This window comes from Pseudomonas sp. F(2018), assembly GCF_005508865.1.
Taxonomy (GTDB): domain Bacteria; phylum Pseudomonadota; class Gammaproteobacteria; order Pseudomonadales; family Pseudomonadaceae; genus Aquipseudomonas.
Genome location: NZ_SCOM01000001.1, coordinates 636918 through 656129, shown reverse-complemented (window position 1 = coordinate 656129; position 19212 = coordinate 636918). Strand labels below are relative to the sequence as shown.

The following is a 19212-nucleotide window of genomic DNA, read 5'->3' as shown; positions in this document are numbered from 1 at the left end:
TGAGCCGGTCGGATTGCGCCGGCATCCTAGCCAGCCTCGAATAACGCCATCGCCTCCACATGCGCCGTCTGCGGGAACATGTCGAGAATCCCGGCCCGCTTCAGCCGGAAGCCCTGTTTGACCAGTTCGGCGGTATCACGCGCCAGGGTCGCAGGGTTGCACGAAACATATACCAGGCGCCGCGCGCCCAGTTCGCCGATCTGCTTGACCACCTCGAAGGCGCCATCGCGCGGCGGGTCCAGCAGGATCGCGTCGAAGCCCTCGGCGGCCCAGGGCGCCCCGGCCAGCGGGTTCGACAGGTCGGCCTGGAAAAAGTGCAGATTGCCCAGGCCGTTGGCCGCGGCGTTCGCCCGCGACCGCTCGACCATGGCCTGCACACCCTCCACCGCCACCACCTCGCGCACCTGCTGCGCCAGCGGCAGGGCGAAGTTGCCCAGGCCGCAGAACAGGTCCAGCACGCGCTCGCCAGTCTGCGGCGCCAACCAGTCTAGCGCCTGTTCGACCATGGCCTGATTGACCGCGCCATTGACCTGGACGAAATCGCCGGGCCGGTACTGCAGCTCCAGGTTCCAGGGCTCCAGGCGGTAGCCCAGAGCTTGCCCGGGCTGATCTGCCTCGGGCTCGCCAGCACCGTGCAGCCACAGCTGCGCATCGTGCTCGGTGCAGAACTCGCGCAGGCGTTGCAGGTCGTATTCACCCAGCGGCGCCGTATGGCGCAGCAGCACGGCCGACTGGGTGCCATGGAACAGCTCGACGTGACCCAGGGCCTGGGGCTTGTCCAGAGCGCGCAACAGCTGCGGCAAGGCACGCATGATCGGCTGCAAGGGCTGTACCAGCACCGGGCAGTCGGCGATGGCGACTATGTCCTGGCTGGCGGCGGCGCGGAAACCGACGTCCAGGCGCTTGGCCTTGACGTCCCAGCGCACGGCGATGCGCGCGCGGCGGCGGTAGGCGAACTCGGGACCGCTGAGCGGTGCCACCCATTCATCCGGCTGCACGCCACCGAGGCGCTGCAGCTGCTCGGCCAGCGTGCGCTGTTTCAGGGCGAGCTGTTCGGCATGGGGCAGATGCTGCAGGGTGCAGCCGCCACAGCTGCCGGCGTGGGCACAGGGCGCTTCGCGGCGCAGCTCCACGGCGCGCAGCACGCGTTCGGCGCGCGCCTCCACCACCTGGCTGCGGGCGTTGAGTACGCGAGCCTCGACTTCCTCGCCCGGCAGGCCGCCGGCGACGAACCAGCTGCGGCCGTCGATGAAGGCGATGCCGCGGCCGTCATTGGCCAGGCGCTCGATCAGCAGTTTCTGCTTCTTGCCGACCGGCACCTGCGCCTTGCGCTCGCCACCGGCGGGCTGGAAGCGCAGCGATCTGTGCTTGCTCATGGTCAGCGGTTGAACAGGCCGGACGACAGGTAGCGGTCGCCGCGGTCGCAGATGATCGCCACCATCACGGCGTTCTCCACTTCCTGGGCCAGCTTAAGCATGGCCGCCACCGCGCCGCCGGAGGACACGCCGCAGAAGATGCCCTCCTCGCGCGCCAGGCGCCGCATCATCTCCTCGGCCTCGGCCTGGGTGATGTCCAGCACGCGATCCACGCGGCTGGCGTCATAGATGCTCGGCAGGTATTCCTGGGGCCAACGGCGGATGCCGGGGATGGCCGAGCCGTCCTGCGGCTGCAGGCCGATGATCTCGATGGCCGGGTTCTGCTCCTTGAGGTAGCGCGAGGTACCCATGATGGTGCCGGTGGTGCCCATGGAGCTGATGAAGTGAGTGATGCCGCCGCCGGTCTGCTGCCAGATCTCCGGGCCGGTGCCGCGGTAGTGGGCCTCGGGGTTGTCGCCGTTGGCGAACTGGTCGAGCACCTTGCCCTTGCCTTCGGCCTGCATGGCCAGGGCCAGGTCGCGGGCCACCTCCATGTTGTCCACCAGGATCAGCTCGGCACCGTAGGCGGTCATCGCCGCCTTGCGCTCGTCGGTGGAGTTGTCCGGCATGATCAGGACCATCTGGTAACCCTTGATCGCCGCCGCCATCGCCAGGGCGATGCCGGTGTTGCCACTGGTGGCCTCGATCAGGATGTCACCGGGCTGGATGTCGCCGCGCTGTTCGGCGCGGGTGATCATCGACATGGCCGGACGATCCTTCACCGAACCGGCCGGGTTGTTGCCCTCCAGCTTCACCAACAGAGTATTGGAGGTGTTGCCGGGCAGGCGTTGCAGGCGGACCAGCGGGGTGTTGCCGATGCAGTCGGCGATGGTGGGAAACTGCAGGGTCATGGCGAGACGGCTATCCGTTCACGAAACAGGTGCGCCATGATACCGGCAAACCGCCGCCGGCCATATCGGCATGACCGGCCGAGATCACGCCGCTGCTCTGCGCCGCTGTCCGCTCATCGGCTCAGCCGCTAAACTCGCGAAACATCGAATCGCTGGAGAACCCCGTGTTCAAGGACCTCGGCATCAAGGGCCGCGTGCTGCTGCTCACCCTGTTACCCACCAGCCTGCTGGCCTTGGTACTGGGCGGCTACTTCACCTGGATGCAGCTGGCCGACCTGCGCAGCCAGCTGCAGCAGCGTGGCGAAACGGCGGTGCAGCACCTGGCGCCACTGGCCGCCCAGGCCCTGGCGCGGGGCGATGCGGCGCAGCTGGAGCGTCTGGCCGAGGAAGCGCTGAACCAGCAGGACGTGCGCGCCGTCGGCTTCCTCTCCGCCGAGCGGCAGAGCCTGGCCCAGGCCGGGCCGGACATGCTCAACCCGCCGCCGCAGGCCACGGTCGAGCCACTCGCCACCAGCAGCAGCCAGGACGCCACGCGCTTCCTGATGCCGGTATTCGGCCGCCACCAGAGCATCGCCGGCCCTGCCGAGGCGGACAGCGCCGACCGCCTGCTGGGCTGGGTCGAGCTGGAACTGTCGCACCACCGCACCCTGCTGCAGGGCTATCGCAGCCTGTTCGCCAGCCTGCTGCTGATCGTCGCCGGCCTCACCGTCACCGCCCTGCTCGCCCTGCGCATGAGCCGGGCGATCAACGACCCGCTGCGGACCATCAAGCAGGGCGTGATCCAGCTCAAGGACGGCCAGCTGGAGACCCGCCTGCCGCCGCTGGGCAACCACGAGATGGACGAACTGGCGGCCGGCATCAACCGCATGGCCGAGTCGCTGCAGAACGCCCAGGAAGAGCTGCAGCACAGCATCGACCAGGCCACCGAGGACGTGCGGCAGAACCTGGAGACCATCGAGATCCAGAACATCGAGCTGGACCTGGCGCGCAAGGAGGCCCTGGAGGCCAGCCGCATCAAGTCCGAGTTCCTGGCCAACATGAGCCACGAGATCCGCACCCCGCTCAACGGCATCCTCGGCTTCACCGGCCTGCTGCAGAAGAGCGACCTGACCCCGCGCCAGCAGGACTACCTGGGCACCATCGAGAAGTCCGCCGAGAGCCTGCTGGGGATCATCAACGAGGTGCTCGACTTCTCCAAGATCGAGGCCGGCAAGCTGGTGCTGGAGAACATCCCGTTCAACCTGCGCGACCTTATCCAGGACTGCCTGACCATCCTCGCGCCCTCCGCCCACCAGAAGCAGCTGGAGCTGGTCAGCCTGATCTACCGCGACACCCCGCTGTCGCTGCAGGGCGACCCGCAGCGCCTGAAGCAGGTGCTGACCAACCTGGTGAGCAACGCCATCAAGTTCACCCGCGAGGGCACCATCGCCGTGCGCGCCATGGTCGAGGACGAGAGCGACGACCGCGCCCAGCTGCGCATCAGCGTGCAGGACACCGGCGTCGGCCTCTCCGACGAGGACCTGCGCGCCCTGTTCCAGGCCTTCAGCCAGGCCGACAACTCGCTCAGCCGCCAGGCCGGCGGCACCGGCCTCGGCCTGGTGATTTCCAAGCGCCTGATCGAGCAGATGGGCGGCGAGATCGGCGTTGACAGCAGCCCCGGCACCGGCTCGGAATTCTGGATCAGCCTGACCCTGCCCAAGGCCCGCGACGATGCCGACGACCTGCCGCGCGCGCCGCTGCAGGGCCGCCGCGTGGCCATGCTGGAGAGCCACGAGCTGACCCGCCAAGCCCTGCAGCACCAGCTGGAAGACTGCAGCCTGCAGGTGCTGGAGTTCGCCAGCCTCGACCAGTTATTGGAGCAGGTGACCCGCCAGCGCGAGGCCGGCCAGCCGATCGACCTGGCGGTGCTCGGCGTCAGTATCCAGGAGCTGCCGCCGGAACAGCTCGGCCAGCGCCTGTGGGATCTCGACCGCCTCGGCTGCAAGTCCCTGGTGCTGTGCCCCACCACCGAACAGTCGCTGTACCACGAGGCGCTGCCGGAGACCCATCTGCAGCTGCAGGCCAAGCCGGCCTGTACGCGCAAGCTGCTGCGCGCCCTCAGCGAGCTGGTCAGCCCGCGCCAGGTCAAGGCCGAGGCGCCCGCCCCGCTGACCAGCCGTCCGCCGCGCCTGCTGTGCGTCGACGACAACCCGGCCAACCTGCTGCTGGTGCAGACCCTGCTCGACGATATGGGCGCTGACGTCACCGCCGTGGACAGTGGCTACGCCGCCGTGCAGGCCGTGCAGCAGCAGGCCTTCGACCTGGTGTTCATGGACGTGCAGATGCCCGGCATGGACGGTCGCCAGGCCACCGAGGCGATCCGCCAGTGGGAGCAGGAGCGCGAGCGCAGCCCGCTGCCCATCGTCGCCCTCACTGCCCACGCCCTGGCCAACGAGAAACGCGCCCTGCTGCAGGGCGGGATGGACGACTACCTGACCAAGCCGATCAACGAGCGCCAGCTGGCCCAGGTGGTGCTCAAGTGGACCGGCCTAGCCCTGCGCAACCATCCGCAGCCGGCCGCGTCCGCCACTGCGGCGATCAGCGCCAGCCTGCGCGTGCTCGACGCCGAGGAAGGCCTGCGCCTGGCCGCCGGTAAGGCCGACCTGGCCAGCGACATGCTCAGCATGCTACTGGCCGGCCTGCCCGCCGACCGCCAGGCTATTCGCCAGGCCCGCGACAGCGGCGAGCGCAACGCGCTGATCGAGCGGGTCCATCGCCTGCACGGCGCCACCCGCTACTGCGGCGTGCCGCAGCTGCGCGCCGCCTGCCAGCGCAGCGAGACCCTGCTCAAGCAGGACGATCCGAACGCGCAGAACGCCCTCGACGAACTGGACGCGGCCATCGCCCGACTGGCCGAGGAGGCCGCGATCAGCGCCTGAGGAGACTCGATGAAGATCATCCTGTTCAGCAGCAAGCCCTACGACCGCGCCAGCTTCACGGCCAGCTCACTGCCGGTCGGCTGGCAGCTGCAATTCCAGGACAGCCTGCTGACGCCGGATACCGCCGCCCTGGCCGAGGGCTGCGAGGTGGTCTGTGCCTTTATCAATGACGACCTGTCCGCGTCCGTGCTGGAACGCCTGGCCGTCGGCGGTACGCGCCTGATCGCCCTGCGCTCGGCCGGCTACAACCATGTCGACCTGCAGGCCGCCGAACGCCTCGGCCTGGTCGTGGTGCGGGTTCCGGCCTATTCGCCGCATGCGGTGGCCGAGCACGCGGTGGCGCTGATCCTGGCGCTCAACCGGCGCATCCACCGGGCCTTCAACCGCACCCGCGAAGGTGACTTCAGCCTGCATGGCCTGACCGGTTTCGACCTGCACGGCAAGACGGTCGGTGTGATCGGCGGCGGGCAGATCGGCCTGGCCTTCGCACGGATCATGGCCGGTTTCGGCTGCCGCCTGCTGATCAGCGACCCCTACCCCATCGCCGGCCTGGACGCCTTCGGCGCGCGCCAGGTGGCGCTGGACGAGCTGATCGCCGCGAGCGACGTGATCAGCCTGCACTGCCCACTGACCGAGGCTAGCCGCCACCTGATCGACGCCGCGCGCCTGGCGCGGATGAAGCGCGGCGCCATGCTGATCAACACCGGCCGCGGCGCGCTGGTCGACACGCCGGCGCTGGTCGAGGCGCTGAAGAGCGGCCAGCTCGGCTACCTGGGCCTGGACGTCTATGAAGAAGAGGCCGAGCTGTTCTTCGAGGACCGCTCCGACCAGCCGCTGCAGGACGACGTGCTGGCGCGCCTGCTGACCTTCCCCAATGTGATAGTCACCGCGCACCAGGGCTTCCTCACCCACGAAGCCCTGGCCGCCATCGCCGGCACCACCCTGAACAACATCGCCGCCTGGGCCGCCGGCGCAGCGGTCAACCGGGTGACATCTGCCGCGTGATAGCATCCCGTCCAGCTCAGGAGGCTTCATGACCACCCACGATTTCCGCTACACCCTGCTCAACCCGCAACACACCCTCACCGAGTGCCGCGCCCTGGCCCCGGGCCGCTACCAGGTCACCGGCAACGGCGGCGCCATCCAGGCCGGCGACACATTGCTGGTGACCCTCAAGGGCAGCAAGGAGCTGTCCATGAGCCTGGCCGTGGAGAAGGTCCGCCACCTGATCAACCCGCCCGGCCAATGGCTGGCGGTAGCCAGCGGCCCGGCCTTCCGCGAGCTGGCGATCCACAACTGGCAGGTGGATTGCGACGCCTGCGCCAAGCGCATCGACCTGGAATTCGCCGTCGACGCCTCGCTCGGCACCAAGGCCCAGCAGCCCGCCGCAGAGGCACGCCTGGCCGAACTGGGCTGGGCCAGCCGCGGCGGCAAACACTTCTGCCCCGCCTGCACGGAGAAAAGCGCATGAAGCACGCCCTGGCTCCCGCCCTGCTCGCCGCCGCCCTGAGCGGCTGCGCCAGCGACCCGGTACAGCTGGAAAGCGACAAGACCTATCAGGTGGAATGGCTCGGCGAGCGCCCGCTGATCGAGCGCAGCCACCTGACCATCACCCTGGGCGAGGACGGCCGCGCTTACGGCAACGCCGGCTGCAACCACTGGTTCGCCAGCTACAGCCGCGACGGCGACAAGCTGAACTTCGGCCAGGCCGGCGCCACCCGCAAGATGTGCGCACCGGAGCTGATGGAGCAGGAGCAGCGCTTCCTCGAGGCCCTGGGCCGGGTGCAGCGCTGGGATGTCTCGGGCACCGACCAGCTGCGCCTGTGGCCGGCCGAGGGCAAGCCGATTCGCCTGTCTCCGGAAGAAGGCTGAGCAGCCTTCCGCGGCCTCTTTCCGCGGTAGCCCGAATGCAATCCGGGACAATCGGCAACCCCGCCCCGGATTGCATCCAGGCTACTCGACTGAGGAAGGCTAAGCGCTCGTCGTAGGGTGTACTCGCCGCAGGCAGTACACCACGGCCTCTCATCACCCGGAAGTACCCCAGGCTATTCGAACAGCTGCAACTGCTCGTGCCGCCCACGCAGATCCAGCAGCCGCACCCCAACGCCCAGCAGACGTACCGGCTTGTTGCCGCGCGCGAAGGCCGCGCTCATCAGCAGCTGATAGCTGTCCAGGTCGCGGCGCGCGCCGGCCTGCTCCAGGGTGGTCTGGCTGAAGTCGTGGAACTTGATCTTCACGAACGGCTTGTCCGGCCGGTAACTGCCGTCCAGGCGCGCCATGCGCGTATCGAGTTGCTGCAGCAACTCCGGCAGTTGCTTGAGGCAGGCGGCCAGGTCCGGCAGGTCCTGATCGAAGGTGTTCTCTACGCTCACCGACTGGCGCCGGCTGTCCACCTGCACCACACGCTCGTCGATGCCGCGCGCCAGGTTCCACAGGCGCTCGCCGAAACTGCCGAACTCACGCGCCAGGGCCAGCTTGCTCCACTCGCGCAGGTCCAGGCAGCTGATGATGCCCAGCCGCTCCATCTTGCTCGCCGTGACCTTGCCCACCCCGTGCAGCTTGCTGACCGGCAGCTCAGCGACGAACTCTTCAATCTGATCCGGGGTGATCACGAACAGCCCGTTGGGCTTGCGCCAGTCGCTGGCGATCTTGGCCAGGAACTTGTTCGGCGCCACGCCGGCCGACACGGTGATGTGCAGTTCCTGCGACACCCGCCGGCGAATGTCCTGGGCAATGCGCGTGGCGCTGCCCTCGAAATGCGGGCTGGCGGAGACGTCCAGGTAAGCCTCGTCCAGCGACAGCGGCTCGATGATCTCGGTGTAGTCGCGGAAGATCGCGTGGATCTCCCGCGATACCGCCTTGTAGGCGTCCATGCGCGGGCGCACCACTTGCAGGTCCGGGCACAGCTTGAGCGCCTGGCCCATGGGCATGGCCGAGCGCACGCCCCAGGCCCGCGCCTCGTAGTTGCAGGTAGCGACCACACCGCGCCGATCCGCCGCCCCGCCCACCGCCAGCGGCCTGCCGGCCAGGCGCGGATCGTCGCGCATCTCGATGGCGGCGTAGAAACAGTCGCAGTCGATGTGGATGATCTTGCGCACGCCAAGCCCCGTACGGCCTGCCCTGGGACCCGAAGTCTACCATTCGTCCCGCGCTAAGCATCTGAGAAAAAACAGCTTTTTCTAAAACAGTGGTTGACACAAAAGCTTTCGCCGCTAGAATGGCCGCCGCGGGATGGAGCAGTCTGGTAGCTCGTCGGGCTCATAACCCGAAGGTCGTCGGTTCAAATCCGGCTCCCGCAACCAGATTCAGAAGAAGGCCACTCAAACGAGTGGCCTTTTTTCTTGCCTACGATTTATGTAATTGATTAAAAAACAGAAATCGATTGACACAGACCAATCCCTGAGTAGAATGGCCGCCGCGGGATGGAGCAGTCTGGTAGCTCGTCGGGCTCATAACCCGAAGGTCGTCGGTTCAAATCCGGCTCCCGCAACCAGATTAAAGAACGCCTCGATGGGGAAACCCGTCGAGGCGTTTTCTTTTGTGCGGCGCATTTGCCGGCAACGTCTGCAACTGACTAGAGTGACAACTTTCCACTCCGGTCCGCCCACATGCGCCAAGCCCTCGCTCGCTTTCCCCGCCTCGAACTGATCCCCAGCGTCACGCCGCTGGAACACCTGCCACGCCTGTCCCGGCACCTGGGGCGCGATATCTGGATCAAGCGCGACGATCTCACCCCGCTGGCCCTGGGCGGCAACAAGGCACGCAAGCTGGAATTCCTCGCCGCCGACGCCCTGGCCCAGGGCGCCGATGTGCTGGTCACGGCCGGCGCCATCCAGTCCAACCATGTGCGCCAGACGGCTGCCATCGCCGCCAGGCTCGGCCTGGGCTGCCTGGCCCTGCTGGAAAACCCGATCGGCACCGCCGACAGCAACTACCTGAGCAACGGCAATCGCCTGCTGCTCGACCTGTTCGGTGCCGAGATCGAGGCGGTGGCCAACCTGGACAACGCCGACCAGCTGCTGGCCGACGCCTGCGGGCGCCTGCGTGCCGCCGGCCGCAAGCCCTATCTGGTGCCCATCGGCGGCTCCAATGCCCTCGGCGCCCTCGGCTATGTGCGCGCCGGCCTGGAACTGGCCGAGCAGATGCAGCGCAGCGGCCAGGATTTCGCCGCCGTGCTGCTGGCCTCCGGCAGCGCCGGCACCCACAGCGGCCTGGCCCTGGCGCTGGAAGATACGCGCCCCGGCACCCGCGTGGTCGGCGTCACCGTGTCGCGTCCGGACGCGACTCAGCGCCCCAAGGTCGAGGGTCTGCTGCAGCGCACCGCCGAGCTGCTCGGGGTCAACGTACCTGCCGGCCTGCGCATCGAACTCTGGGACCGCTACTTCGCCCCGCGCTACGGCGAGCCGAACGCCGGCACCCTGGAGGCGATCCAATTGCTGGCCCGCCTGGAAGGCGTGCTGCTCGACCCGGTCTACACCGGCAAGGCCTTTGCCGGCCTGCTCGACGGCCTGGCCCAGGGCGCGTTCCCCGGCAACGGGCCACTCCTATTCCTGCATACCGGCGGCGCACCGGCGCTGTTCGCCTATCATCCTGCTGGACCCGCCTGAAACCTGGCAATTTACTCAGGAATAAGCAGATAATTTTTAATTATTTTATCGAATATAAATTTAACTCTAGAGTTGCCCGACTTTCCGCCCACTGCATAATAGGCATCCCATGAAATTCACTACTCTGCGTCGTCATTTCCTTCTCGGCAGCCTGAGCCTGCTGCTCGGTGCCAGCCTGGCCACCCCGAGCTTCGCCGCCGACCTGCTGGACGAGGTCAAGGCCAACGGCGCGCTCAAAGTCGGCCTGGAGGGCACCTACCCGCCCTTCAATTACCAGGACGAGAACGGCAAGCTCACCGGCTTCGAAGTGGAACTCGCCGAGGCCCTGGCCAAGGAGCTGGGCGTCAGCGCCGAGTTCCAGCCGACCAAGTGGGACGGCATCCTCGCCGCCCTGGAATCCAAGCGCCTGGACGTGGTGATCAACCAGGTGACCATCTCCGACGAGCGCAAGAAGAAGTACGACTTCTCCACCCCCTACACCGTCTCCGGCATCCAGGCGCTGACCCGCAAGGCCGACGGCGACAGCATCAAGAGCGCCGCCGATCTGGCCGGCAAGAAGGTCGGCGTAGGCCTCGGCACCAATTACGAGCAGTGGCTGAAGGACAACGTGCCGCAGGCCGACATCCGCACCTACGACGACGACCCGACCAAGTTCCAGGACCTCAATGTCGGCCGCATCGACGTGATCCTGGTCGACCGCCTGGCCGCCTTCGAGATGGTCGAGAAGACCGGTGGCCGCCTGGCCGTGGCCGGCGACGCCTTCTCCCGCCAGGAAGCCGGCATCGCCCTGCGCAAGGGCAACCCCGAGCTGCTGGCTGCCATCGACAAGGCGCTGGCCAAGCTGAAGGCCGACGGCACCCTCAAGCAACTCTCCGAGAAATGGTTCAAGGCTGACGTCACCCAATGATCGAAACCAGCCTGCAGCTTGCGCTGGACTCCCTGCCCTTCCTGCTGAAGGGCACCCTGTGGACGGTGGTACTGAGCCTGGGCGGCATGTTCTTCGGACTGCTGCTCGGCTTCGCCCTGGCCCTGCTGCGGCTGTACGGCTACTGGCCGCTGCAGTGGCTGTCGCGGATCTACGTCTCGTTCTTCCGCGGCACGCCGCTGCTGGTCCAGCTGTTCATGATCTATTACGGTCTGCCCCAGCTGGGCATCCAGCTGGAGCCACTGACCGCCGCCCTGATCGGCTTCTCGCTGAACATGGGCGCGTACACCTCCGAGATTCTGCGCGCCGCCATCGCCTCCATCGACCGCGGTCAGTGGGAAGCGGCGGCGAGCATCGGCATGGCCCGGGCGCAGACCCTGTACCGCGCCATCCTGCCCCAGGCCGCGCGCACTGCGCTGCCGCCGCTGGGCAACAGCTTCATCTCGCTGGTCAAGGACACCGCCCTGGCCGCCACCATTCAGGTGCCTGAGCTGTTCCGCCAGGCGCAGCTGATCACCGCGCGCACCTTCGAGATCTTCACCATGTACCTGGCCGCCGCGCTGATCTACTGGGTGCTGGCCAGCATCCTGGCGCACTTCCAGGCGCGCCTCGAGGCGCGGGTCAACCGGCACGAGCAGGACTCCTGATGATTTCCGTCCGCAACCTGAGAAAGGCCTTCAAGGGCCAGGAAGTACTCAAGGGCATCGACCTGGACGTCGCCCCCGGCGAGGTGGTGGCCATCATCGGCCCCAGCGGCTCGGGCAAGACCACCCTGCTGCGCTGCCTCAACCTGCTGGAAGAACCCAGCGGCGGACAGATCAGCGTCGGCAGCATCGCCATCGACGCCGACCAGCCGCTCAAGAGTCAGCAGAGCCTGGTGCGCAAGCTGCGTCAGCACGTCGGTTTCGTGTTCCAGAATTTCAACCTGTTCCCCCATCGCACCGCGCTGGAGAACGTCATTGAAGGCCCGGTGCAGGTGAAGAAGGAGCCGCGCGCCCAGGCCGTCGAACGCGCCCGCGCCCTGCTGGCCAAGGTCGGCCTGGCCGGCAAGGAAGACGCCTATCCCAAGCGCCTCTCCGGCGGCCAGCAGCAGCGCGTGGCCATCGCCCGTGCATTGGCCATGCAACCGGACGTGATCCTGTTCGACGAACCGACCTCGGCGCTCGACCCGGAGCTGGTTGGCGAAGTGCTGGCGACCATCCGCGGCCTGGCCGAGGAGAAGCGCACCATGGTCATCGTCACCCACGAGATGAGCTTCGCCCGCGACGTGGCCAACCGGGCGATCTTCATCGACCAGGGCGTGATCGTCGAACAGGGCGAGGCCAAGACGCTGTTCAGCGCCCCCAGGGAAGAGCGCACCCGGCAGTTCCTCAGCAAGTTTCTGCTCGACCGCCAGGGCTGATCAGATCTCCACCTGGGTTCCCAGCTCGATCACCCGGTTCAGCGGCAGCCTGAAGAAGCGCAGGTTGCTGTTGGCGTTGCGCAGCAGGAAGGCGAACAGCGCCTCGCGCCAGCGCGCCATGCCGAAGCGCTTGCTGGCGACCACCGTCTCGCGGCTGAGGAACCAGGTGGTGCTCATCGGGCTGAAGTCCAGATCGTTGAGGTGGCACAGGCGCAGCGCCTCCGGCACGTCCGGCTCCTCCATGAAGCCGAAGTGCAGGATCACCCGGAAGAAGCCATCGCCATAGGCCTCCACCTCGAAGCGCCGCTCCGGCAGCACCCGCGGCAGGTCTTCGCTGGCCACCGTGAGCAGCACTATCTGCTCGTGCAGCACCTGGTTGTGCAGCAGGTTGTGCAGCAGCGCGTGGGGCACGGCGTCCGAGCGCGCGGTGAGGAACACCGCCGTGCCGCGCACCCGCAGCGGCGGCTGGCCGCGCAGGCTGGAGATGAAGATCGGCAGCGGCAAGGCGTTGTCGTCCAGGCGCTCCACCAGCAGGTGGCGGCCGCGCTTCCAGGTGGTCATCAGGGCGAACACCGCCAGCCCGGCGATCACCGGGAAGGCGCCGCCCTGGAAGATCTTCGGCACATTGGCGGCGAAGAACAGCGCATCCACCAGGAAGAATGCCAGCAGCAGCGGAATCGCGAGCCAGCGCGGCGCCTTCCACAGCAACAGCACCACGGCTGCCGACAGCAGCGTGGTGATCAGCATGGTGCCGGTCACCGCCACGCCGTAAGCAGCGGCCAGGGCATCGGAAGACTCGAAGCCCAGCACCAGCAGCACCACGGCGACCATCAGCGCCCAGTTCACCGCGGCGATATAGATCTGCCCCTGCTCCGCGTCCGAGGTGTGCTGGATGTGCATGCGCGGGATGTAGCCGAGCTGGATGGCCTGGCGGGTCAGCGAGAAGGCGCCAGAGATCACCGCCTGGGAGGCGACTATGGTGGCGAAGGTGGCCAGCCCCACCAGCGGCAGCAAGGCCCAGCCCGGCGCCAATAGATAGAAGGGATTGCGCGCCGCCTCCGGGTTGTCCAGCAGCATCGCGCCCTGGCCGAAGTAGTTCAGCACCAGCCCCGGCAGCACCAGCAGGAACCAGGCGCGGGCGATCGGCTGGCGACCGAAATGGCCCATGTCCGCGTACAGCGCCTCGGCACCGGTCAGCGCCAGCACCACGGCGCCGAGGATGGCCACGCCGATGCCCGGATGGGCGATGAAGAAATGGATGCACCAGTAGGGGTTGAGCGCCTGCAGCACCTGCGGCTGATGGAGGATGCCGTACACGCCCAGGGCGCCCAGGGTGACGAACCACAGCAGCATCACCGGGCCGAACAGGATGCCGATGCGCGCCGTGCCGTGCTTCTGGATCAGGAACAGCCCCACCAGCAGGATCAGCGCCAGCGGCACTACCCAGTGCTCCAGTCCGGCGAAGGCGATCTCCAGGCCCTCCACCGCCGACAGCACCGAGATGGCGGGAGTGATCATGCTGTCGCCATAGAACAGCCCGGCGCCGAACAGGCCGAGCAGCACCAGCACCATGCGCAGCCGTGGCTGACCAGACGCCGCACGCCGAGCCAGCGCGGTCAGCGCCATCACCCCGCCCTCGCCCTGGTTGTCCGCACGCAGCACGAACAGCACGTACTTGATCGACACCACCCAGATCAGCGACCAGAAGATCAGCGACAGCACGCCAAGCACGCCCTCGTGGTTGACCTGCACGCCGTAGCCGCCGTTGAACACCTCCTTCAGCGTGTACAGCGGGCTGGTGCCGATATCGCCGTAGACCACGCCCACCGCGCCAATCAGCAGGCCAATGGAGGACGAGGCGTGGGAAGACTTGGAGTGTTCGGCGACGACTTCGCTCATGGGCGGCTTCCATCCGGACGAGTGGGCGCGCGACCTGAAACACGCCGCTCAGCACGATCCAGGGCTGTCGCGGCTCGCTGCAGGCGGCCAGGCTGAGCATAGATCAGTTGTCCCGCCAGGCTGTTCAAGTAGGCAAGCTGCCGCTAGAATTGCGCACTTTTTGATCAGAGGCGCCCTCCCGAGCGCCCGTTTGAGGTTAGCCCCCGATGTCCACCGCCACGCCCAAAGTCGGATTCGTCTCCCTTGGTTGCCCCAAGGCCACCGTCGACTCCGAACGCATCCTCACCCAGCTGCGCATGGAAGGGTACGAGATCGTCCCGACCTACCAGGATGCCGACGTGGTGGTGGTCAACACCTGCGGCTTTATCGACAGCGCCAAGGCCGAATCGCTGGACACCATCGGCGAGGCCATCGCCGAGAACGGCAAGGTGATCGTCACCGGCTGCATGGGCGTGTCCGAGAACGCCATCCGTGACGTGCACCCGAGCGTGCTGGCCGTCACCGGCCCGCAGCAGTACGAGCAGGTGGTCAACGCGGTGCACGAGGTGATCCCGCCCAAGGCCGACCACAACCCCTACGTCGACCTGGTGCCGCCGCAGGGCATCAAGCTGACCCCGCGCCACTACGCGTACCTGAAGATTTCCGAGGGCTGCAACCACAGCTGCGCCTTCTGCATCATCCCGTCGATGCGCGGCAAGCTGGTCAGCCGCCCGGTCGGTGACGTGCTGTCCGAAGCCCAGCGCCTGGTCAAGGCCGGCGTCAAAGAGCTGCTGGTGATCAGCCAGGACACCAGCGCCTATGGCGTGGATCTGAAGTACAAGACCGACTTCTGGGAAGGCCAGCCGGTCAAGACGCGTATGAAGGAACTGTGCGAAGCGCTCTCCAGCATGGGCGTGTGGGTGCGCCTGCACTACGTCTACCCGTACCCGAACGTGGACGACGTGATCCCGCTGATGGCCGCCGGCAAGCTGCTGCCGTACCTGGACATCCCCTTCCAGCACGCCAGCCCGAAAGTGCTCAAGTCCATGAAGCGCCCGGCCTTCGAGGACAAGACTCTGGCCCGCATCAAGTCCTGGCGCGAGATCTGCCCGGAACTGACCATCCGCTCCACCTTCATCGTCGGCTTCCCCGGCGAGACCGAGGAAGACTTCCAGTACCTGCTGGACTGGCTGACCGAAGCCCAGCTCGACCGCGTCGGCTGCTTCCAGTACAGCCCAGTAGACGGCGCCCCGGCCAACGACCTGGGCCTGGAACCGGTACCGGACGATGTGAAGCAGGACCGTTGGGATCGCTTCATGGCCCACCAGCAGGCGATTTCCGCCGCTCGCCTGCAACGCAAGGTCGGCACCGAGATCGAGGTGCTGATCGACGAAGTCGACCACGAAGGCGCCGTCGCCCGCTCCTGGGCCGACGCCCCGGAAATCGACGGCAGCGTGTTCATCGACAGCACCAGCGTGCAACCGGGCGACAAGGTGCGTGTACGCATCGTCGATGCTGACGAGTACGACCTGTGGGCCGAGCTGGTTTAAGCGCCACGTACCAATAAGAAAGCCCCGCCGATGCGGGGCTTTTTTATGCCCGATCCAGTGGGCTGATTACTGCCAAACCGCCCCGATTGAGCACATGGGTGTAGATCTGCGTGGTCTTCACATCCGCATGGCCTAGTAGCTCCTGCACGGTGCGGATGTCCTGACCACTCTCCAGCAAATGGGTGGCAAAGGAATGGCGAAAGGTATGGGGCGTTGCATGCTTGATCAGCCCGGCGCGCTTGACCGCCTCCCGCACTGCGCGCTGGATCGTCTTCTCGTGCAGATGGTGGCGGAATATTCCATTCGAGCGCGGATCCTTCGAGCGATTGATCGAAGGAAATACAAACTGCCAGCCCCATTCAGCCGCGGCATTCGGATACTTGCGCGCCAGCGCGAACGGCAGATTTGCACGCCCGAAACCTTCGGCAAGGTCACGCCGGTGCAGGGCCTCCACCTTGAGCAGATGTGCCTGCAGCGGCTCGACGAGGCGCCGAGGCAACATGGTCACCCGGTCCTTCTGCCCCTTGCCATCGCGTACCAGAATCTCGCCCCTCGCGAAATCCACATCCTTGACACGCAAGCGCAACGCCTCCAATAACCGCAACCCTGCCCCATACAACAGCGTGGCGACGATCCAGCGCACACCCACCAACTGCTCCAAGACCCGCGACACCTCCTCTCGGGTCAGTACCACCGGCAAATGCACAGGCTTCTTCGCCCGCACAATGCCATCGAGCCATGGCAGCTCGACCTTCAACACCTCTTTATAGAGAAATAGCAACGCGGCCAACGCCTGATTCTGCGTGGCACCGGCCACATTGCGCTTGACTGCCAGATGGGTCAGAAAAGCCTCTACCTCCGCAGCCCCCATCTCCTGCGGATGGCGATACTGGTGAAAGCGGATATATCGCTTCACCCACTCGGCATAGACAGTTTCGGTACGGATGGAATAATTTCTTAATCGAATCTGCTGACGCACCTGCGTCAACAGCTTGGGCTTGCCGTCGTCCATGTCGTTTTTCTCCCTGAGACCCGTCGCGTTCCTCGCGACCTTCTCCAAGCTAGACAAGGACTTGCAAGACGACAAGGAACGTTATCCGACATTCGTTCGGATGTTATGCGACAGCGATGTCGCCTAATAATAGTTAGATGCCTTATGAAAATCAGTGCCAGACAACGGATTGATCGCAAAGAATTAACGCCCGAGCTAGTTCATAAAGCACTGAGCGCAGCTTTCCCAAAAAAGAATGATTTCTCCCCAAGCGAAACCCGCTATGAGGAAGAGCTTTCTGAGTTAATGCATTTCGGTGTCTTGTGCGTAAAAGACTTGCGGGTTTTACTCAACAAGCATCGCAAGAAAATTCTAGAAATTGACAGATCGCCAATGGATCAGGTGCATCAAAGAATGTATGCAAAGGAAATGGGCACAGAAAAATTCAACGATTTCCTTCGCAGGCAATACTGGTTTGCTTACCCAGGGTTACTGCGTCTAGCCTTGGAGCTTGAGTTTGGCGACGCATATGAGGCCTTTGCCAATGCGCGAGACGGCATCTAACAATGCGCTCAAAGCGCTCACTCCGTTCGCTGGGACCGGCGAAGCCGGCCCCTTAGCTTAATCGTTATGTGCCAAAGGAGGGCTGATGTCGTTCCCTAAAGACAGAGTTGTAGTCGCAAGTGATGTAAATCCGCGAGACGGGATCGGCGTCGAAATTTACAGAGACGACAAATTAGTCGTTGAGATCTTCAGGGATGACAGGGAAAAAACTCGCACAGTAACTGTATTCAAAGAATCAATTTCGCTTGAGCTTATGGAAGAGTCGATTCAAATTTTCAAAAATGAAATTCCTTGGGATTTCATTGAATACGAAGAATAGGCACATAACAATGCGCTCAAATCGCTCACTTCGTTCGCTGGGACCGGCTAAAGCCGGCCCCTTAGCTTAATCGTTAGGAATTCCCTTGGCCGCGTTTCACTACAAACTAGAGATTGTCCCACGCGCCTTTCTTGGCGAGCCTGCCATTAACCAAGTCTCGTTGGATAAAATTCAAGAAGGGCTGTCGCCTTGGGCAAACTCATCTGAACCCAACGAGCAATTCCTTACCTCGGTCCGTGGCTTATTGCCTATCGAGCAGTCTTGGGGCGAAACCGAAGAGTACGTATCACCTGCTAACTATGGATCCGACATTAGACTGTGGTGGGAAAATGGAAGGCTTGAGAATATCGAGTTTCGGTTCAATCCATACAGCGACCCTTGGAGCCTTATGCAGCGCTTTCTTCAAGTTGTCCATGAGGCATCGTATATGCTTGTTGAGGTTAGAACTGGAGAGGTGCTAGTGCCGGAGGAAAAGGTGCTTAAAGAGCGTTCTGGTGCTGTACATTCCTAACAACTGGTTCAAGTCGCTCGCTTCGCTCACTCGGGACCGGCTAAAGCCGGCCCCTTAACCAAACGTTAGGTTACCAATGAATATCGAGCAAGAATTAGATTGGGTAAAACAATCAAAGAACATTGATTACCTTGATCTTGAAGTGTGCTTTCAGTTGCACGATAACTTTTATATTGGCGATCCAAATAGCCATGAGCAATTGCAAGACGAGAAATATCGTGAGACTGTAAAACTACCTCCCTTTGAACGCGTTGTTCCAACGATGGCAAGAACAAGTGAAGCCATTGGACACACGAATGAACTCGCCTCTTACTACAAAAATCTCATTGAGAACTCGGTAGTTCGAAACAAGCCATTCAACGAGATAAGGCAGTATTTTTGGTTGCGACTTTGGTTCTGGAATACGGAAGAGGATGTACATGTTTCCTTTCCATGGTATGACAGCCTATCTGAAATGCAGCAGCTTTTTTCATGGTTAAAGGGCCACCCTGAAGAGCCATATATAGATATGGATCAGGGATGGCAAATAGAGGCCGTTCGCATTGGAGAGAATGTTCATATAAGACAATCCGATCCTGACTGCGATGAAGAATATGCAAACGTATCTGTCCCGTTTGAGGTATTTTTTAATAAAGCAAACGAAGTAGAGAATAGAGCACAGCAAATAATCACTAATCTATCAAAAGAGCTTGGTGTTGATGTATGGTCAAAATATCTCCAAGATGCCAGATTTGGTACCGATAGATGGCAACCTAACAAAAAAATCAACCGGACAAAAAAAAGCCGATGGCTTTTTTAGCCGGTTATTTAAGCGTTAGCCCACCACTAACCCAATTCGCTGCAAATTAAGCTCCTCCTCCCACCCACTCGGATAACCGCGCATGTTCTCCCACGTCTTCCTTGGCATTGGCGACTTCGAACGAGCCCTGGCGTTCTATCAGCCGCTGATGCACGCGCTGGGTAATCAGCTGCGCTTCAGCGATGCATCACGGCCCTGGGCCGGTTGGCAGCCGATGCAGGCCGAGCCTCGCCCGCTGTTTCTGATCGGCAGCCCTTATGACGGGCAGCCGCATGCAGGTGGCAACGGGCAGATGGTGGCCTTCGCGGCTTCCAGCCGGGCCATGGTGGACAGTGTCTACGCCATCGCTCTGGCCCATGGCGGCAAGTGCGAGGGCGAACCGGGGTTGCGTCCCGAGTACCATGAGCACTACTACGGCGCCTATTTCCGCGACCCGGATGGCAACAAGCTGTGCGTGGCCTGCCACGACGCGCAGGACTGAG

At 64.2% G+C, this 19212-nt stretch carries 19 protein-coding genes and 2 tRNA genes; 16 read left to right on the top strand and 5 right to left on the bottom strand.

What is annotated here, in order from left to right:
- Positions 1 to 26: 26 nt before the first annotated feature.
- Complete coding sequence (rlmD, locus tag FFS62_RS03195) at positions 27 to 1376, bottom strand: 23S rRNA (uracil(1939)-C(5))-methyltransferase RlmD (RefSeq protein WP_137971358.1); 1350 nt, start codon at positions 1374 to 1376, stop codon at positions 27 to 29.
- Between the two features lie 2 nt (positions 1377 to 1378).
- On the bottom strand, positions 1379 to 2266 hold the full coding sequence (gene cysM, locus FFS62_RS03190) for a cysteine synthase CysM (protein ID WP_137971357.1): 888 nt from the start codon (positions 2264 to 2266) through the stop codon (positions 1379 to 1381).
- 164 nt (positions 2267 to 2430) lie between these two features.
- Here cysM and FFS62_RS03185 point away from each other — a divergent pair, with 164 nt between their 5' ends.
- Genes FFS62_RS03185 through FFS62_RS03170 form a run of 4 tightly spaced genes read left to right on the top strand, consistent with a single transcriptional unit; the run spans position 2431 to position 7056 of the window.
- Complete coding sequence (locus FFS62_RS03185; RefSeq protein ID WP_137971356.1) at positions 2431 to 5184, top strand: response regulator; 2754 nt, start codon at positions 2431 to 2433, stop codon at positions 5182 to 5184.
- 9 nt (positions 5185 to 5193) lie between these two features.
- Complete coding sequence (locus tag FFS62_RS03180) at positions 5194 to 6189, top strand: 2-hydroxyacid dehydrogenase (protein WP_137971355.1); 996 nt, start codon at positions 5194 to 5196, stop codon at positions 6187 to 6189.
- 28 nt (positions 6190 to 6217) lie between these two features.
- Entirely contained in the window at positions 6218 to 6655 is a 438-nt protein-coding gene (locus tag FFS62_RS03175; protein ID WP_137971354.1) for a hypothetical protein, read from the top strand.
- Positions 6652 to 7056: an META domain-containing protein gene (locus tag FFS62_RS03170; RefSeq protein ID WP_137971353.1), complete on the top strand. Its 405-nt coding sequence runs from the start codon at positions 6652 to 6654 to the stop codon at positions 7054 to 7056. Before FFS62_RS03175 ends, FFS62_RS03170 begins: the two co-directional genes overlap by 4 nt.
- A gap of 173 nt (positions 7057 to 7229) precedes the next feature.
- On the opposite strand, the gene dinB is transcribed toward FFS62_RS03170, so the two are convergent.
- Positions 7230 to 8282: a DNA polymerase IV gene (dinB, locus tag FFS62_RS03165; RefSeq protein WP_137971352.1), complete on the bottom strand. Its 1053-nt coding sequence runs from the start codon at positions 8280 to 8282 to the stop codon at positions 7230 to 7232.
- Between the two features lie 127 nt (positions 8283 to 8409).
- On the opposite strand from dinB, the gene FFS62_RS03160 reads away from it, so the two are divergent.
- The 6 genes from FFS62_RS03160 (at position 8410) to tcyN (ending at position 12118) form a co-directional block, all read left to right on the top strand.
- A tRNA-Met gene (locus FFS62_RS03160) sits at positions 8410 to 8486 on the top strand.
- A gap of 114 nt (positions 8487 to 8600) precedes the next feature.
- Positions 8601 to 8677: transfer RNA gene (locus tag FFS62_RS03155), tRNA-Met, on the top strand.
- A 115-nt stretch (positions 8678 to 8792) separates the two neighbouring features.
- Positions 8793 to 9791 (top strand): D-cysteine desulfhydrase, encoded by a 999-nt coding sequence (locus FFS62_RS03150; protein WP_137971351.1) that lies wholly within the window; start codon positions 8793 to 8795, stop codon positions 9789 to 9791.
- A gap of 109 nt (positions 9792 to 9900) precedes the next feature.
- On the top strand, positions 9901 to 10698 hold the full coding sequence (gene tcyJ, locus FFS62_RS03145) for a cystine ABC transporter substrate-binding protein (RefSeq protein ID WP_137971350.1): 798 nt from the start codon (positions 9901 to 9903) through the stop codon (positions 10696 to 10698).
- Complete coding sequence (gene tcyL, locus FFS62_RS03140) at positions 10695 to 11363, top strand: cystine ABC transporter permease (protein WP_137971349.1); 669 nt, start codon at positions 10695 to 10697, stop codon at positions 11361 to 11363. The genes tcyJ and tcyL overlap by 4 nt, the downstream gene beginning before the upstream one ends.
- Positions 11363 to 12118, top strand: a complete 756-nt coding sequence (tcyN, locus tag FFS62_RS03135) for an L-cystine ABC transporter ATP-binding protein TcyN (RefSeq protein ID WP_137971348.1) — start codon at positions 11363 to 11365, stop codon at positions 12116 to 12118. The genes tcyL and tcyN overlap by 1 nt, the downstream gene beginning before the upstream one ends.
- On the opposite strand, the gene FFS62_RS03130 is transcribed toward tcyN, so the two are convergent.
- Entirely contained in the window at positions 12119 to 14017 is a 1899-nt protein-coding gene (locus tag FFS62_RS03130; protein ID WP_137971347.1) for a potassium transporter Kup, read from the bottom strand. It lies immediately after the preceding gene.
- A 206-nt stretch (positions 14018 to 14223) separates the two neighbouring features.
- On the opposite strand from FFS62_RS03130, the gene rimO reads away from it, so the two are divergent.
- Positions 14224 to 15546, top strand: coding sequence for a 30S ribosomal protein S12 methylthiotransferase RimO (gene rimO / locus FFS62_RS03125; protein WP_137971346.1), 1323 nt, complete (start codon positions 14224 to 14226; stop codon positions 15544 to 15546).
- Between the two features lie 43 nt (positions 15547 to 15589).
- Here rimO and FFS62_RS03120 read toward each other — a convergent pair whose 3' ends face one another.
- Positions 15590 to 16558 (bottom strand): integron integrase, encoded by a 969-nt coding sequence (locus tag FFS62_RS03120; protein ID WP_137971345.1) that lies wholly within the window; start codon positions 16556 to 16558, stop codon positions 15590 to 15592.
- Positions 16559 to 16702: 144 nt separating this feature from the next.
- On the opposite strand from FFS62_RS03120, the gene FFS62_RS03115 reads away from it, so the two are divergent.
- The 5 genes from FFS62_RS03115 to FFS62_RS03095 all read left to right on the top strand — a co-directional run bounded on the left by FFS62_RS03115 (position 16703) and on the right by FFS62_RS03095 (position 19211).
- Positions 16703 to 17101: a hypothetical protein gene (locus FFS62_RS03115; protein WP_137971344.1), complete on the top strand. Its 399-nt coding sequence runs from the start codon at positions 16703 to 16705 to the stop codon at positions 17099 to 17101.
- Between the two features lie 85 nt (positions 17102 to 17186).
- The gene (locus tag FFS62_RS03110; RefSeq protein ID WP_137971343.1) at positions 17187 to 17420 is read left to right on the top strand and encodes a hypothetical protein; all 234 of its coding nucleotides are present in this window, start codon (positions 17187 to 17189) and stop codon (positions 17418 to 17420) included.
- Between the two features lie 85 nt (positions 17421 to 17505).
- On the top strand, positions 17506 to 17931 hold the full coding sequence (locus tag FFS62_RS03105) for a hypothetical protein (RefSeq protein WP_137971342.1): 426 nt from the start codon (positions 17506 to 17508) through the stop codon (positions 17929 to 17931).
- Positions 17932 to 18007: 76 nt separating this feature from the next.
- On the top strand, positions 18008 to 18730 hold the full coding sequence (locus tag FFS62_RS03100) for a hypothetical protein (protein WP_137971341.1): 723 nt from the start codon (positions 18008 to 18010) through the stop codon (positions 18728 to 18730).
- 82 nt (positions 18731 to 18812) lie between these two features.
- Complete coding sequence (locus FFS62_RS03095; protein WP_137971340.1) at positions 18813 to 19211, top strand: VOC family protein; 399 nt, start codon at positions 18813 to 18815, stop codon at positions 19209 to 19211.
- Position 19212 lies beyond the last annotated feature (1 nt).